Source organism: Kangiella sp. HZ709 (genome assembly GCF_009674675.1).
Taxonomy (GTDB): Bacteria; Pseudomonadota; Gammaproteobacteria; order Enterobacterales; family Kangiellaceae; genus Kangiella.
In genome coordinates this window covers 219,014-233,576 of the sequence record NZ_WKJC01000002.1, presented here as the reverse complement: position 1 = coordinate 233,576, position 14,563 = coordinate 219,014, and the positions used below count along the sequence as shown (strand labels likewise).

Sequence of the window (14,563 nt, the reverse complement as noted above, 5' to 3'; positions counted from 1 at the left end):
TTATGCTAGTGGTCGTCGTTTTTTGGGGTCTAAGAAATTCGAAATAATGTCGATGAAAACATTAAAAATAATGACCATAAATGATAAAGCTAAAATACCGCCCTGAATACTCGGGTAATCTTGTCTTGCGACTGAGCGAAGCAGCCAATTTCCAACACCTGGCCAGGCAAAAATATGTTCTGTGATGATAATACCAGTCATTAATATACTGATCTGTAAGCCGCCAATGGTCAACAGAGATTGCAGGGCATTACGAAGCGCATGAACCCAAATAATTCGATTTTCAGACAAGCCTTTTGAGCGAGCTGTTCTTACGTATTCAAACTTTAAAATATTGACCAACGCTGAGCGGGTCATTCTAGCCATGATGGCCATAGGCACCCAACTTAAGGTGATCGCTGGTAAAATAAGATGATTCAAGGCATTAAAAAATGCCGACAAGCCATAAGAGTGATTACCAATTAAGGTATCAACCAGCATAAATCGACTAATGGGCTCAATGTAATATTGATAATCAATTCTACCTGCCACAGGAAAAATACCTAAGAACAAAGAGAAAAACAAAACCAGTAACAAGCCCCACCAAAAAATAGGCATTGAGTAACCTACTAAGGTCGCTCCCATGACGCTATTATCGATCCAAGTTCCTCGATTTTTAGCAGCAACAATACCTAAAGAAATGCCGCAAATAAAGACGATAAGCAAAGCAAAAAGTAAAAGTTCAAGCGTTGCCGGAAAGTGTTTCAAAAATTCGCTTAGGACGTCCGAGCCTGTAATGTTAGAAGTTCCCCAGTTAGCTTGAAAGAGGTATCCAAGGTATTCAAAGTACTGGACAAACACACTATGTGATTGATAGTCATGTAAAGGTATCGAGCTTTGCAGACTGATAGCGAAAGTAATAACCGTCAAGCCAATGAGGCTAATTAAAGCAGTAACAAATATTCGAAGTAAAGAAATCAGCACTAAAACGCGTCCTCTTTGCTAATAATTGTTACCCCTTCAAAATTAATAGTCCCTAGTGGTGATAAATTAACATCTTTGACAGTGTTTTTAATTAAAAGGTTATTGGGTGTATGCGCAATCGGTAACCAAGGTTTTTCAAAGTGTAGAATTTTTTGCGCTTGTTGGTAATAGAGCTTGCGCTTTTCAATATCGCTTTCTTGTCTCGCCTTTAAAATAATATTATCGAATTCTGTGTGACACCAGCGGGAATAGTTACTGCCATTATTGCTGGCGGCGCAGCTCAGCAAAGGTGTTAAAAAATTGTCGGGATCGGCGTTATCAGCACTCCAGCCCAATAATACGGTTTGATGTTGTCCTGCGGCGACTCGGTTTAAAAAAGTACCCCATTGGTAGCTCACGATATTAGACGTTATTCCAATTTCTAGTAAATCCTGCTGGATCATTTCTGCCATTTTGCGGGCGTTGGGGTTATATGCTCGCTGTACCGGCATGGCCCAAATATCTAAGTTAAAGCCCTCGCCGTATCCAGCCTCTTGTAAAAGCTGTCTTGCTTTTTCAGGGTTATAAATAATTTTGTCTTGGCTTATTGCATAAGCCCAAGAGCTGGGACCCAAAGGACCTTCCGCTAAAATTGCTTGATTATCGTAGACTGCACGAGCAATCGCTTTACGATTAACTGCGAAATTAAGTGCTTGGCGTACTTTAGGCTCATTAAGCGGCGGTTTTTGAGTATTAAACCCCCAGTAAGCAACATTTAGCGCCGGCGTTTGAATGGTTTCGATAGTGTTATCTTGCGCCGCTAATTTGTTATGTACTGGAAGAGGATAGCGCATAATGTCGCACTCTCCTGCAGAAAATCGGGCGAAGCGCATGGCTGGATCAGGAGTGATCGAGTAAACCAAATGCTCAACGCTGCTTTGGAAAGCAAAGTGTTTATCAAAACGCTTAAATCGTAAGTAGGAATCTGCTTCATATGCCAGATATTGAAAAGGGCCTGTACCAATCGGATTTTTATCATAAAGCTCTAATTGGTTTTTTTTCATCAAAGTGTCTGCATATTCTTTTGATTGAATTGGTAGAAATGGGGTTGCTAGAATTGACAAAAAAGGACTTTCTGGCCGCGTTAGTTCTATTTCAACCTGATATTGGCCTGTCTTTTCTATTCGCTTAATAAGCTTTGCTAAGCCTTGGCCATTAAAATAAGGGTAACTATTGCCATTAAGGTTATGCAGAGGGTGGTTGGCGAGTCTTTGCCGGTTATAACTAAAGATTACATCGTCTGCATTTAAATGACGGCTAGGCGAAAAGTGCTCATTAGAATGAAAGGCAATATCATCTCTAAGAGTAAAGCGGTAAATCGTCCCTTTTTCATTAATGGACCATTCAGTGGCTATGCTGGGTCTCAATTCAGTAGTCCCAGGAATATAGTCTAATAACTGATTGAATAGCGTTGGAGCGGTCGCATCTACTGTAGTTCCGGAAGTATTAGTTTGCGGATTAAGGGATACAGGGCTGCCTTCAGAGCAGTACACAAGGAGGTTAGAACCTGTCTTACTATCGACGGAAATGCTTGGCTGACAACCAATTAAACAGGCCAAAAAGCTCAGTAATAGTAATTTTGTATGCGAGGACTTCTTCTCTGATACAAAGCTCATGTTGTTTTTGCTTTAATACTCAATGGCTTATCATAACAAGATTCGGCTAGAACACCTAGGATCGAGCTTAATTTTCGAGTTTTAGTAAAATTTAAAGGATATTTGATAATTATCTTAAGAGTGACATTTATAAGGATTGTAAATAATCGGTAAACACTTGTCATATAAGGATAAAAGCCGCCTGTTCAAGTTGAAAGCGGGTAGCTAATTACCTATACTAAATTATGCCTAGTAATGTTTTGCGAATATGTTGTAATAACATATGGATTAAAGTTTTCGTTACTATGCGGTTAACCCGCAGTCTTTTTTAGAAAGGACACTGCTAGATTAGAAAAGGAAATTTAATGAACATAGCTAAAGATAAGGTTTAAATTCTGATTGTGAAACGTGGGAAATTGAAACAAACATTATTGCTTTTGTCAGTATTGACCTTGGTTATTACTGTTCCCTCTATTGGTCTTGATAAAAGTACTGAAAAGCCATCCACTAAAGCTGTGTATCAACAGTTTGACTCTTTGTCTGGAAAAGGTGTTTTGCAAGGTCATCAGCAACTATCAATGATTGATGAATCCCCTACACTTTTCATCGAGCAAGAAGTGTCACAAAACCTCAATAGTTATGAAGCATTAACTTCTAGTACTGAGAAAGATAGCGGCCAATGGATGGTGTCATTCGATTTAAATCGATTTAATATACCTACTAATGATTTTAATTTTGATACGGCGGTTACTAACCCAATAGATCGAGCTACTAGCAACGCTAACTGGGGCTTGGGAGCTAGTTTAGTTTCTCCAGAGCAAACATCTAAATTTTTTGTTAACTATGGCAATAGAAAGGTGCCCATATCCATTAGTTTTGATGCTCATCCAGCAGGGTTTTCGAGTTTAGCTCAAGAGAATTTCAGTATGGAGTTTGAGCAATCAATTAATGAACGCTGGGCTGTGAGTATTTCTTATTTAAAGTCTGAAAATAATTTGCTTGACGCTACAGGCATTCAATCACCAAGCTCATTGCATAATTTGAATTACCAATTTCATTTCAATCAGACTAATAAAGTTGAAACCGTTAATTTTGCGCCTTTTAATAATGACTTTTCTAATAGTAACTTTTTAAATGATATATCAGCTATTGAAATTAAAGTTTCTAGGAAGTTCACGAATAATTTCAGCATGACGGCGAATGCTGCTAATAAACAAGGACGAAGCGGTTTAGCTGATATCGAATCCAATGTTGCAAATGAGTTTAGTCCTTCCGATAGTCGATTTTTATCGCAAGAGCTATCTTTGACGGGTAACTATAATCTTTCTGATAGCTGGGTGTTAGGAGCTAATATCGAGCGCCAAGAGGGGCGGTTTGATGGTTTTCTTTTACAAGAAGATAGACAAGACTTTGCTCAGTTGAACAGCACTACATTAGATATCGGTTTGCAATATCAAACTAGTTGGAATCAGGTAGGAGTGATTATTAGAGTTGACTTAATGAATTTACTGGGTAAATCAGAGGCTTATTCAGATTCGGTTAATTCAAACATTAACGGTTTGAAGCCATTTAGCTTTGATACTCCTAAATTTATTAAAGTCAGCGGAAGCATTAACTTCTAGCTGCTTAATATTTGAGCACCTAATGATTTATATTTGCTGAAGACACTCCAATGTGAATATTTTATGAAATATATCGTTAAATAATCGCAAATTAGCCGGATTACTGTGTTGACCGCCTTTGGCTTTGACTTTATAGTTGGTCTCTTCGCATTTTCAGAATGACCAAACTAAGGCATTTTAAAAAGAATTTTGTAAAGAAGGGATAGTTTTAACCCCTTTTTATAAACCAATCGTTAATACGATTGATAACAATAGATTTCTAAGTTGAAATTTGGGTATGTATATGAAAAAAACATTAATATTGAAAAAAACTGCATTGGCCGTTATTACCAGTGCCTTTGTGGGAGGTGCTGCTTTTGCTGGGCCATTTGAGTCTTCAGTAACTGTAGAGAAAAGAATAGATAAAGCTTCTGCAAGTTCTCAATCTAAAATTGATAAGCTTGCTGAACAAGCCGCAGACGCAGCTTTTGAGTATCGTAATACCTTAAGCCGTGTTGATAGCTTAGAAACATTCAATACTCAGCTTAGACGTCAAGTTAGAAGCCAGGAAGAGTCAATATCCAATATGGGCTCTGAAATGGAGTCTATTGATGAAACAGAAAAAGGCGTGCTGCCTTTAATGGATGAAATGATTAAAACCCTTGAGCAGTTCGTTGAGTTAGATATCCCATTCAACTTAGATAGAAGAACTCAGCGTGTTGCTGACCTTAATAAGATGATGGATAACGCGGATATATCTGTATCCGAGAAATATCGTAAAATTCTCGAGGCTTATCAAATCGAGATGGGTTACGGTAACGTCATGCAATCTACGTCTGGTTCTATAGACCGTGACGGACAGACACTTGAAGTTGACTTTTTACGCGTTGGTCGTACAGCATATATTTATTTAAGTAAAGATCGTAAGAGCGGTCGTTATTGGAATAAAGCTGACAAACAGTGGGCAGAGTTACCAGTTGAGTACATTGATGAAGTCAGCGAAGCCATGAAAATGGCTGATGGTATTGTTCCAGTAGAAATGTTCAAAATTCCTGTTCGCGTAGCGGAGGCAGCACAATGAAAAAAATAATAACTTTATCCTTAGCTGCAATTGTAGGTTTATCAGCTAATTTCAATACTAAAGCGGCAACCACGTTAGATGATTTGTTACGTGAAGTTCGTAATCAAGAGCAGTTACAGCAACAAGTCAATGCGCAGCGTGAGTCGGAGTTTCGTGCAAACAAAGCTACTCAAGAGCGTAAACTTCGCGATGCACGTGCCAAATTAGCACAAGCCGAAACAACAGCTAACAATTTACAAGCTCAGTTCCAAGCAAATGAATTGCAATTAACAGAGTTAGAAACAGAGTTGCGTGCAAAACAAGGAAACTTAGGTGAATTGTTTGGTGTTGTTCGTCAAGCGGCAAATGGTATTCAAGGCGACATGGGCGCTTCAATTATTTCAGCCCAATATCCTGGCCGTGATGTATTGCTATCTAACTTGAATGATGCTGGAACACCTAGCATGCAAGAGTTACGCGAGTTTTATGTATTATTACTGCAAGAAATGACAGAACAAGGTAAAACCACTTCTTTTACTACTGACGTAGTTTCTAAAGAAGGTTTAACAGAGTCTGAAACTGTAACTCGTATCGGTGCATTTAACCTTCTATCAGGTGGTGAATACTTAGATTATGAAAACGGTAAAATTAGCCATTTACAGGTACAACCAGGGGCTAAAGTTTTAGATACTATTTCTAATTATAGCGGTGCTTCTGCTGGTGGTTATGGCAGTTTGTATGTTGACCCGTCAAAAGGTGGTATTTTAAGAATTCAAAAGCTTAAAGTTGGATTGCTTGAGCGTTTAACGACTGTTAAATATATGGGCGCTGCTGGTATTGCTGTTGCGGTATTGTTAGTGATTGGTTTATTGATTTGGTTATTTAGCTTTGTATCGCTATATTTCGTTACTGGTCCGGCGATTAGTAGTCAAAAGAAAAATTCTACGCCTAAAAATAATCCTCTTGGCCGTATCATGAAAGTTTATTTAGCAAATAAGAATGAAGATACTGAAAACTTAGAGTTAAAGCTAGATGAAGCGGTTCTAAAAGAAACCCCAAAAATAGAACGCGGTATTAACTTGATCAAAGTTATAGCGGCAGTAGGTCCTCTGTTGGGTCTATTAGGTACAGTAACCGGTATGATTGATGTATTCCAATCGATTACTCTACACGGAACTGGCGACCCTCGTATTATGGCAGATGGTATTTCTAAAGCGTTGGTGACTACGGTTTGGGGTCTTATTTGTGCAATCCCTTTGACTTTATTACACGCGGTTGTTGCTGGTAAGAGTAAAAACATCATTCATACTTTGGAAGAGCAAAGCACTGGCTTAATGGCTCAACACGAAGAGAATAACTCTTAAGGTAATCACTGATGGAAATTATTTACACCATTTTAGATTTTATAGCCAAAGGGGGAAATCTCCTTTGGTTTATCGCTGGTGTTCTGTTCCTAATGTGGATGTTTATCGTAGAAAGAATTTGGTTTATCTATGGCGAGTTTCCTAAGCAGGCAAGAATGAAAATTGCTGAGTGGGACGCAAGAGAAGACACTATGTCTTGGAAGGCTCATAGAATCAGGGATTACTGGATTTCCGATGCTAAGTTGGCATTGAATCAAAATCTTCTGTTTATCAAAACACTTATCGCGGTGTGTCCTTTATTAGGATTAGCAGGAACGGTTACGGGTATGATCGACGTATTTGATAGTATGTCTGGTCAAGGTTCTGGTAGTGCAAGACAAATGGCGGCAGGCATTTTTAAAGCAACAATTCCTACTATGGCAGGCATGGTTGCAGCGCTTTCTGGTTTGTTTGTTAGTAACAGACTAGAGCAAGCGGCATTTGTGAAGTCACATCAGTTCGCTGATAGCCTTCCGCACCATTAAAATTTTAGGTTAGATTGAATGGCAATTAATACTAAAAAGAAACAAGAAGATGTCGATATCGACATGACACCAATGTTAGATATTGTATTCATTATGTTGATTTTCTTCATTGTGACTACCGTATTTGTTAAACAAGCTGGTGTCGATGTTAATAAAACATCAGGTACTACTGCAGGTCCATGTAAGAATGCATATGTGTTTATCGCAATTGACGATAAAAGTCGTATTCATATGGATAAAACAGAAGTTCAGCCTTCAGAAATTAAAGCAAAGCTTAATTCATTGCGAGTAGAAAACCCTGAAGGCTCTGTTGTAATTCAGGCAGATCAAGATGCTCGTGCCGGTGTGGTCTTAGATGTATTGGACCAAGCTAGAAAAACTGGCGCAGAAGTTTGTAACGCCATAGATTCGGAGAAATAGAATGGGCAGATTAGCATTAAGTGCATTAATTTCTTTTGGTATAGTCGTTGGTTTGTTTTTACTGATGAATAGTCTGATCGGCACGGGTGAAGGCGCTTCAGAGCGCGAAAACACAGTGATAGATTTAGGCTTTATTGAAGAGGAGAAAGAAGTTCAGCGTAAAGAACGTCGAGTTCCTAAGAAACCACCGCCGCCCAAAGAACCGCCTCCGCCTCAACAGCAAGCTCAAGAAAAAAATAAAGTGATCACTGCAATTGTGAACATTGAAATTGAAAACTTAGATGCTACCTTTGAAGGTGAAGGTTTATACTCTGGTGCTTTAGGCGCCGCACAAGCTGACTTTGCAGGTTTTGGTGATGGTGATGCAATACCTTTGGCTACATTCCCTGCAACATATCCACAAGAAGCTGCAGTTAAAGGAATTGAAGGCTGGGTAGAGTTTAGTTTTACGATCGAACCTGATGGCAGCCCTTCAAATATTAAAGTTTTAAATGCTAAGCCACGAAGAGTATTTGAAAAAGAAGCGAGAAGGGCTATTAGACGCTGGAAATTTAAACCTAAGCAATACAATGGCCAACCTGTTGCTCAAACAAATATGAGATATAAGTTGGTTTTTGAGCTTAATAAGAACTAGGTATGTGAGTTATGAAGATTTTTTTAAAAAGCGTACTTTTAATATCTAGCATTACAGTTGTAAGTGATGCAAATGCATTATTCAGTACTAAGTATACAAACTCGTGTAGACCTCTAGCTAAAGAGAGCGGAGAGTATCCTAAAAAGAAAATTAAAGGTTTCTCATCTGAGTCATTGTATAAAAAAATGCAGGAAGCAAATCAGGCTATGGCTGATGGTAATAAAGTCTTAGCTAAACAATTGTTAACAGAAGTAAAAGACTCAACAACTGACGGCTATCCACTATCAGTTGTTTATCAGTATTTTGCACGTATGGAATATGAGGTTGGTAACTTCAATGGTGCCGTTAATAATGCGAAAAAAGTAATTGATCTCGATGCTTTACCAGTTCAAGCATTGCTAGCAATGAAAAAGCAAGTTGCTTACGCATACCTTGCTAAAAAGGATATCAAAAATGCTATTAAATGGATGAATGATTACTTTGCGCAAGTGATTAAACCTCCTGTATCAGATTATAAGACATTGGCACAGCTATATTATCAGGACAAGCAATATAAAAATGCTGTTTGTCCAGCTTATATTGCGTTAAAGGGAACCACCACAAAGAAAGACAAAGAGCCATTATATAAAATGTTATTTGGTTTACACTTTTCTTTAAGTGATCTAGATGGTAGTGCGAAAGTATTAAGTGAAATGATCAATTTTTGGCCTCAAGAAAAAAAATATTGGGAGCAATTATTCTCAATTCATTATCAAAGAGGCGATACAGCTTCTGCACTTGCCGTAAATGAGTTGGCATACAAAAAAGGTATTTGGGAAAAGGAGTCTGAATATAAGAATTTAGCATCTTTACATGCAAATACTGGTGCTCCGTTAACGGCCGCTCTTAGGTTGGAAGATGGAATCAAAAAAGGTGTTGTCAGCCAATCATTGGAAAATTTAAAGCTAGTTGCTAGATATTGGGAACAGGCAAAAGATAGAAATAAAGCAATTAGTGCTTATACAAAGGTTGCTAATGCTGATAGTTCGGGGGAATATTTCTATAGAATCGGTAATATGTATTTCGAGCAAGAGAAATATAATCAAGCTATTGATAATTTTGCGAAAGCAATTAATAAAGGGAAAATGAAATCTGTTGAAGCTGGATATTCACGCCTACAAAAGGGCGCTGCTCACTTTTACTTAGGTCAAGAAGATGCTGCTATCGCCGCAATGAATAGTGCTAAAAACTTTGACAAGACTAAAAAGCAAGCAATTTCATGGATTGGATTTATTAGAGAAAAGCAAAGAATAAGAGAAGAACTACGTAAAGATGCAGAACAAATTGAGGCAGAAGTTGCTGCTGAAAAAGCTGAATCTGAAAATAGAACAAACTAAAATACAGGCCTCGTAAGAGGCCTTTTTTTTATGAAGTATATTACTCTAATTTATTTTATCTTGTTTTGTAATGCTCTAGCTGCAAAAAACTGGAGTACAGAAAAACTAATAACTGAGCAAATTTCTGAGCACGTCGGTTTTCAAATTGTTAAAAGTAATTCTGAAAGCCTCTTCATTACTTTAGAATTAGATTCAAAAAACAGCCAACTACTGGCTAGTAATATTAAGCTGTTGAGTTATCAGTTAGGCTTCGAATTTACCAATAATGAATCAGTTTTCTCTAGTAAGTTTTCTATCGTTTTTAATCAAATACAAAAAGATTCTATTCTTTCTGAAATATATAATTACATCGACGAGCATAATAATGATATTAACTATTTTAGTATTACTTTGTTTGGAAATGTAGCTGAGCAAAAGGTTACTGGAGACTTATATAAATATTTAAAAAAAATAAAATCTAATAATGAACTGGTTAGAAATAAGAACAAGACCATTTATTCATTGCAAGAGCAAGATCAAACAGTCGATAATTTTATTGCTGCTCTGATGGTTTGTGTGAGAGAAGATATAAAAACTACAGCGTATGTTTTTTATAGCAATAGTTTTTATTGTAGTGAGCCTACGTCTACCAGCCCATTGAATCAAGGGCAGGTTGCAAATTTATTAGTGCGTTATAAAAGTTATTTCACAGCAGTAAATAATAGCAAGCAAGATTATACATTGTTATTAAACAGCTTGAAACTGGACGACGGTGCAATTTTTACGGGGATGCTCCCTGCTAGTTTGACGAGCATTTCTATTGAACCATTGCATCAGCGCTATTTAGAAATATTATCGTCTAACCGTTCTAACAAAATAAGCAAAGATAACTTAATAGATTCAAGTGGTAATCTCAAAATTTTAAAGGGTTTACGTGTCGTTGATGATGATAATCAAAGTCTAACTTTGGCTATTAATTTGAAACAGTTAGTCGATGCCTGTTCAATTTTAGATTGTGATTTATTAGGAAAAACTATTAATTTTTCTTTTTCCCAATCTATTCCAAGTCTGTTGGTCATAAGCGATATTGATTTGAATTATGAAGAAAATATCAAAGCCATTAATAATATGATCTTAAAACCACTATTATACTCTGGTATAGATGTATCTTTGTTTGATTATTTGATATTTCATGATGGCCAGCAGCCAACGATGCTTCAAAATTTAGAAAATAGCCTTAGTTTATTAGCTTCTAATCAAGACAGAGCTGAGCAGCATGCTTTTACATCCAATCTTTTTTGCTTAGAGCAGTTGAATTTGAACGATAGGTTGTGGGGTGTTGAAAAGCTGCTAGTATATGATTTTATTTCCAGCCAATCTAATAACCAGGTTAGTGGCTTTAAGTCATTTAATGTATTAAATAGTAACTGTACTGATATTGCTATGCAGGATGTTACTTTAGACAGCTTCAAGAAGAGTACAAAAAATATATCCGTAGAAAGATTAGATACTATCAAATTAGCTTTTATTAATCGGTTAAACCTGTCTCAAGACAATCCGCACTTTTATATCTTTAATGAAATTTATAAATATGATGTCATCAATTTTCACAGCAGTATGGTTTCAAATGTTACCCTCGAGCAAGTCAATCAATATTTAGATGAGATAATTTATAACTAAATACTCAAGCAAACGCTATATAACCAACATATGCCTGAGTAATAATTTCTTACCTTTCAATACAGCATTACATATAATCTCTAGTTATAATGACTTATAGCGTTAAATTAGGATATCTGTGGCGATTAAAAAGCAATTAAAACAAGCAGTAGAGCTTTTAGATAGGGGGCTAGATAAAAATATCAGAGTTTGCGTTACGGGACTTAGTGGCTCCGGCAAAACAGCATTTATTACCTCTTTGATGAGTCAGCTTCTACATCAAAAAAAAGCACAGCTACCTTTTTGGTTGGCGCATGCAGAATCTCGTATATTAGGGGTTAAGCAGATTACATATACCGATTTGCACATCCCTGAGTTTCCTTATAAGGAAGCTATATCTGCATTAGAATCACATCAATGGCCTAAGTCTACAATCAATATAAGCCAATCGAGAATTAGTATTAAATTTGAGGTTAAGAATAAATGGTTAAAACGAATCCAACCTCACAGCCACCTTAATATTGACATTATTGATTATCCAGGTGAGTGGCTGCTAGATCTACCTTTGCTAGATCTAAATTTTATCACTTGGTCCAAGCAGTTTTATGAGTGGGCTAATAAAAAGCCTCAGTCTAAATTAGCAGATGATTGGCATCAGAGTGTAAACAATTTATTGAAAGCACCTTCTTCTGAAAGTGATATAAAGCTGTTAGCAAAAGAATTTAGGCAGTTTTTAGTACGCTGCAAGGATAGCTCTGAGGGTATTCATTTAATTCAACCAGGTCGTTTTATTTTACCAGGCGATTTAGATGGTGCACCAGTTTTAGACTTTTTTCCTGTGCCTAGTCATGTCAATATTTCTGATGAACTAGCAGAAAAATTAGAGCAGCGATTTAACTATTATAGAGATAATATAGTAAAACCTTTTTTCAAGGAGTACTTTACAAGTGTCGATAGACAGTTGCTTTTGGTTGATGTCTTAAAAGTTCTAAACTGTGGTTATGACTCTTATCGTGAGTTGCAGCAAACGTTGTCCAAGTTGATTACAAGTTTTGATTATGGACAGACAAATTGGTTTAAAAGAATGTTTCAGCCAAAAATTAATAAATTAATTATCGCATCATCAAAATCTGATCATGTTCCGCCGGAGCAGCATAATGCCATGAGGGCTTTTTTGTCGAATATGTTAATCGATGCAGAAAATCAAGTTGGCTATCAAGGTATCGACGTCGCTACCGTCGTTTTTAGTGCAATTCAAGTGACTGAGCCAGTATTGGCAGAGCATGAAAGTAAAAAGCTAGCCTGTGTAAAAGGGATAGAGTTTGAGAATAATAAAGAGGTTATAAATTACCCTGGAAAAATTCCAACTGAACCTATGAGCAAGAAACAATGGTCAGAGCAAAGATATAACTTCATTGATTATGCCGTTCCTGACTTAGCGACGGATAAACAGCTTCCGCACCATCGTATGGATCGGCTGATTGAACTATTAATTGGAGATAAGTTTTTATGAGTGATCAACCAATAAAATTTGATAGTCAATCAGTAAAAGTCGAAACTTCGCAACTTGATGATGCGGAACAGGTAAAAGAAGATTTATTACAAGAGCAGCAAAAATCGTTGCCAATTAGTGCGAATGGACTAAAGCTAAAAAAGTCAGCAAAATCCAACAGGTGGCTTAAATGGTTTGGCATTTCATTTGGTAGCTTAGTAGTCACTGCAGCGATATTTGAATCTTGGCAGTTTATACAAGAGTTATTTGCGATTAGTAGGGTGTTAGGCATTACAGTAGCAGCTTTACTTGTGAGTGTTGTTATAGCGGGTTTTGGTACCTTAATAAGCGGCAGAATTAAAAGTAAGCGTTTAGAATATCGAAAAAGTATTCAGCAAAAGCTATCAAGTTATTCAAATAACGAAACCTACGGCAAGGCTGCTAAGGTTCTTGATGAAGTTAGTGACGAGTTTTTACAAGAAGTTGATATATCGAAAACACTTGCGCTGTACCGTCAAACTGCTAATTCTTCGCATAATGATTCAGAATTAATACAAATTTATAACAATCAAGTTTTGAATGGTCTAGATCAGCTAGCTCTGGAGGCGATTAGAAAGCATGCCACAGAGTCAGCACTTATGGTAGCCTTGAGTCCATTAGCAATTGCTGACATGGCCCTAGTTGCTTGGCGCTCGAGTCGAATGCTGCAAGATATCTCACGGATTTATGGTTGCCCTCAGACAGCCTTTGGGCGTCTAGGACTGACTAAGCAGGTTGCAACCAATCTAATGTTGGCTGGAGCAAGTGAGTTTGTGGCAGAGGCTGGGGTAGAGTTACTGGGAAAAAGTGTAGCTGCAGCGATTTCTAGCAAAATGGCCCAAGGTATCGGGGTAGGTATTTTGATTTCGCGTTTAGGCATTCAAACCATGCAAATTTGTAGGCCAATTGAGTTTGATGAAGATAACAAACCTAAGCTAGGGCAAATTCGTAAATCAATTACGAATAAGATCCTTTCAATGGTTAAAAAGAATGATAAAACTTTAAATAAGGGGAAAGACAATGATTGAAATTAAAAATCTTGCTAAAACTTTTGCTTATGACAAAAAAGAAGCGAAGGCTAGGCAGAAAAAAGTAATAACCGATCCTCGTGAAGGAGAGGGAGTGTTTCATGCGGTTAAAGATGTTAGTTTCAATGTCGAACCAGGTAAAGTTTTAGGCTTATTAGGCCCTAATGGTGCCGGTAAAACAACAACTTTGCGAATGCTTTCAACCGCTTTACAACCTACCGAAGGTCAAATTCTTATAGATGGTAAAGATGTGACTAAAGATCCCTTGTATGCTACTAAGCAGATTGGTTTCTTGTCGGGTAAGACAGGTCTATATCATCGTTTAACAGTGCAAGAAAATGTTGAATACTTTGGTCGTATGCATGGCTTAGCAAAAAATGAATTAGATGAGCGACTTGATAAGATTTTTACCCTTTTGGATATGCACTCTTTTGCCGGCAAACGTGCCGACGATTTATCTACAGGTATGTCGCAAAGGGCTTCGATAGCAAGAGCTGTTATCCATAACCCGAGAGTATTAGTGTTTGATGAGCCTACAACCGGTTTAGATGTGATTTCAGCCAAAACCGTACTAGATTTTATTGAATCGTATCGCGGTACCGACATGTCAGTTATCTTTTCAACGCATCATTTACATGAAGTTGAACAACTATGTGATCAAGTATGCTTAATTGATTTGGGTGAATCTAAGTTCTTTGGGACTACGGAAGAGTTTTCAGCCATTTCCGACAATGGTGATTTATATTCATCATTCCTTAAGTTAGTAAAAGTTCAAAAAGAGGTAGCATAA

Annotated in this window: 13 protein-coding genes; 11 read left to right on the top strand and 2 right to left on the bottom strand. The window is 37.2% G+C overall.

Features of this window, described 5'->3' with window-relative positions; all coding sequences use genetic code 11:
- A complete protein-coding gene (locus tag GJS41_RS10005) occupies positions 1-963 on the bottom strand; it encodes an ABC transporter permease subunit (protein WP_370515693.1) in 963 nt (320 codons plus the stop codon).
- Positions 963-2,618: an ABC transporter substrate-binding protein gene (locus GJS41_RS10000; RefSeq protein ID WP_154247229.1), complete on the bottom strand. Its 1,656-nt coding sequence runs from the start codon at positions 2,616-2,618 to the stop codon at positions 963-965. Before GJS41_RS10000 ends, GJS41_RS10005 begins: the two co-directional genes overlap by 1 nt.
- A 395-nt stretch (positions 2,619-3,013) precedes the next feature.
- Between GJS41_RS10000 and GJS41_RS09995 the strand changes: the two genes are divergently transcribed.
- The 11 genes from GJS41_RS09995 (at position 3,014) to GJS41_RS09945 (ending at position 14,563) form a co-directional block, all read left to right on the top strand.
- Positions 3,014-4,219, top strand: coding sequence for a hypothetical protein (locus GJS41_RS09995; RefSeq protein ID WP_154247228.1), 1,206 nt, complete (start codon positions 3,014-3,016; stop codon positions 4,217-4,219).
- Between the two features lie 283 nt (positions 4,220-4,502).
- Positions 4,503-5,279 carry a DUF3450 domain-containing protein gene (locus GJS41_RS09990; RefSeq protein WP_154247227.1) on the top strand — a complete coding sequence of 259 codons (777 nt, stop codon included), beginning with the start codon at positions 4,503-4,505 and terminating at the stop codon, positions 5,277-5,279.
- Positions 5,276-6,622: a MotA/TolQ/ExbB proton channel family protein gene (locus tag GJS41_RS09985; protein ID WP_154247226.1), complete on the top strand. Its 1,347-nt coding sequence runs from the start codon at positions 5,276-5,278 to the stop codon at positions 6,620-6,622. The genes GJS41_RS09990 and GJS41_RS09985 overlap by 4 nt, the downstream gene beginning before the upstream one ends.
- Positions 6,623-6,633: 11 nt before the next feature.
- A complete protein-coding gene (locus tag GJS41_RS09980) occupies positions 6,634-7,146 on the top strand; it encodes a MotA/TolQ/ExbB proton channel family protein (RefSeq protein ID WP_154247225.1) in 513 nt (170 codons plus the stop codon).
- Positions 7,147-7,164: 18 nt separating this feature from the next.
- Entirely contained in the window at positions 7,165-7,566 is a 402-nt protein-coding gene (locus GJS41_RS09975) for a biopolymer transporter ExbD (RefSeq protein ID WP_154247224.1), read from the top strand.
- A gap of 1 nt (position 7,567) precedes the next feature.
- Complete coding sequence (locus GJS41_RS09970) at positions 7,568-8,200, top strand: energy transducer TonB (protein WP_154247223.1); 633 nt, start codon at positions 7,568-7,570, stop codon at positions 8,198-8,200.
- Between the two features lie 11 nt (positions 8,201-8,211).
- Positions 8,212-9,576, top strand: a complete 1,365-nt coding sequence (locus GJS41_RS09965) for a tetratricopeptide repeat protein (RefSeq protein ID WP_154247222.1) — start codon at positions 8,212-8,214, stop codon at positions 9,574-9,576.
- A gap of 30 nt (positions 9,577-9,606) precedes the next feature.
- The gene (locus GJS41_RS09960) at positions 9,607-11,235 is read left to right on the top strand and encodes a hypothetical protein (RefSeq protein ID WP_154247221.1); all 1,629 of its coding nucleotides are present in this window, start codon (positions 9,607-9,609) and stop codon (positions 11,233-11,235) included.
- 118 nt (positions 11,236-11,353) lie between these two features.
- Positions 11,354-12,727: a YcjX family protein gene (locus GJS41_RS09955; protein WP_370515692.1), complete on the top strand. Its 1,374-nt coding sequence runs from the start codon at positions 11,354-11,356 to the stop codon at positions 12,725-12,727.
- Positions 12,724-13,773 carry a YcjF family protein gene (locus GJS41_RS09950; RefSeq protein WP_154247220.1) on the top strand — a complete coding sequence of 350 codons (1,050 nt, stop codon included), beginning with the start codon at positions 12,724-12,726 and terminating at the stop codon, positions 13,771-13,773. Before GJS41_RS09955 ends, GJS41_RS09950 begins: the two co-directional genes overlap by 4 nt.
- On the top strand, positions 13,766-14,563 hold the full coding sequence (locus tag GJS41_RS09945) for an ABC transporter ATP-binding protein (protein WP_154247219.1): 798 nt from the start codon (positions 13,766-13,768) through the stop codon (positions 14,561-14,563). Before GJS41_RS09950 ends, GJS41_RS09945 begins: the two co-directional genes overlap by 8 nt.

What these genes read in the sequence shown, in the direction of transcription:
- GJS41_RS09970 (WP_154247223.1), top strand. Translation starts at nt 7,568, where the DNA reads ATGGGCAGATTAGCATTAAGTGCATTAATTTCTTTTGGTATAGTCGTT.
- GJS41_RS09980 (WP_154247225.1), top strand. Translation starts at nt 6,634, where the DNA reads ATGGAAATTATTTACACCATTTTAGATTTTATAGCCAAAGGGGGAAAT.
- GJS41_RS09985 (WP_154247226.1), top strand. Translation starts at nt 5,276, where the DNA reads ATGAAAAAAATAATAACTTTATCCTTAGCTGCAATTGTAGGTTTATCA.
- GJS41_RS09965 (WP_154247222.1), top strand. Translation starts at nt 8,212, where the DNA reads ATGAAGATTTTTTTAAAAAGCGTACTTTTAATATCTAGCATTACAGTT.
- GJS41_RS09960 (WP_154247221.1), top strand. Translation starts at nt 9,607, where the DNA reads ATGAAGTATATTACTCTAATTTATTTTATCTTGTTTTGTAATGCTCTA.
- GJS41_RS09975 (WP_154247224.1), top strand. Translation starts at nt 7,165, where the DNA reads ATGGCAATTAATACTAAAAAGAAACAAGAAGATGTCGATATCGACATG.
- GJS41_RS09950 (WP_154247220.1), top strand. Translation starts at nt 12,724, where the DNA reads ATGAGTGATCAACCAATAAAATTTGATAGTCAATCAGTAAAAGTCGAA.
- GJS41_RS09990 (WP_154247227.1), top strand. Translation starts at nt 4,503, where the DNA reads ATGAAAAAAACATTAATATTGAAAAAAACTGCATTGGCCGTTATTACC.
- GJS41_RS10000 (WP_154247229.1), bottom strand. Translation starts at nt 2,618, where the DNA reads ATGAGCTTTGTATCAGAGAAGAAGTCCTCGCATACAAAATTACTATTA.
- GJS41_RS09945 (WP_154247219.1), top strand. Translation starts at nt 13,766, where the DNA reads ATGATTGAAATTAAAAATCTTGCTAAAACTTTTGCTTATGACAAAAAA.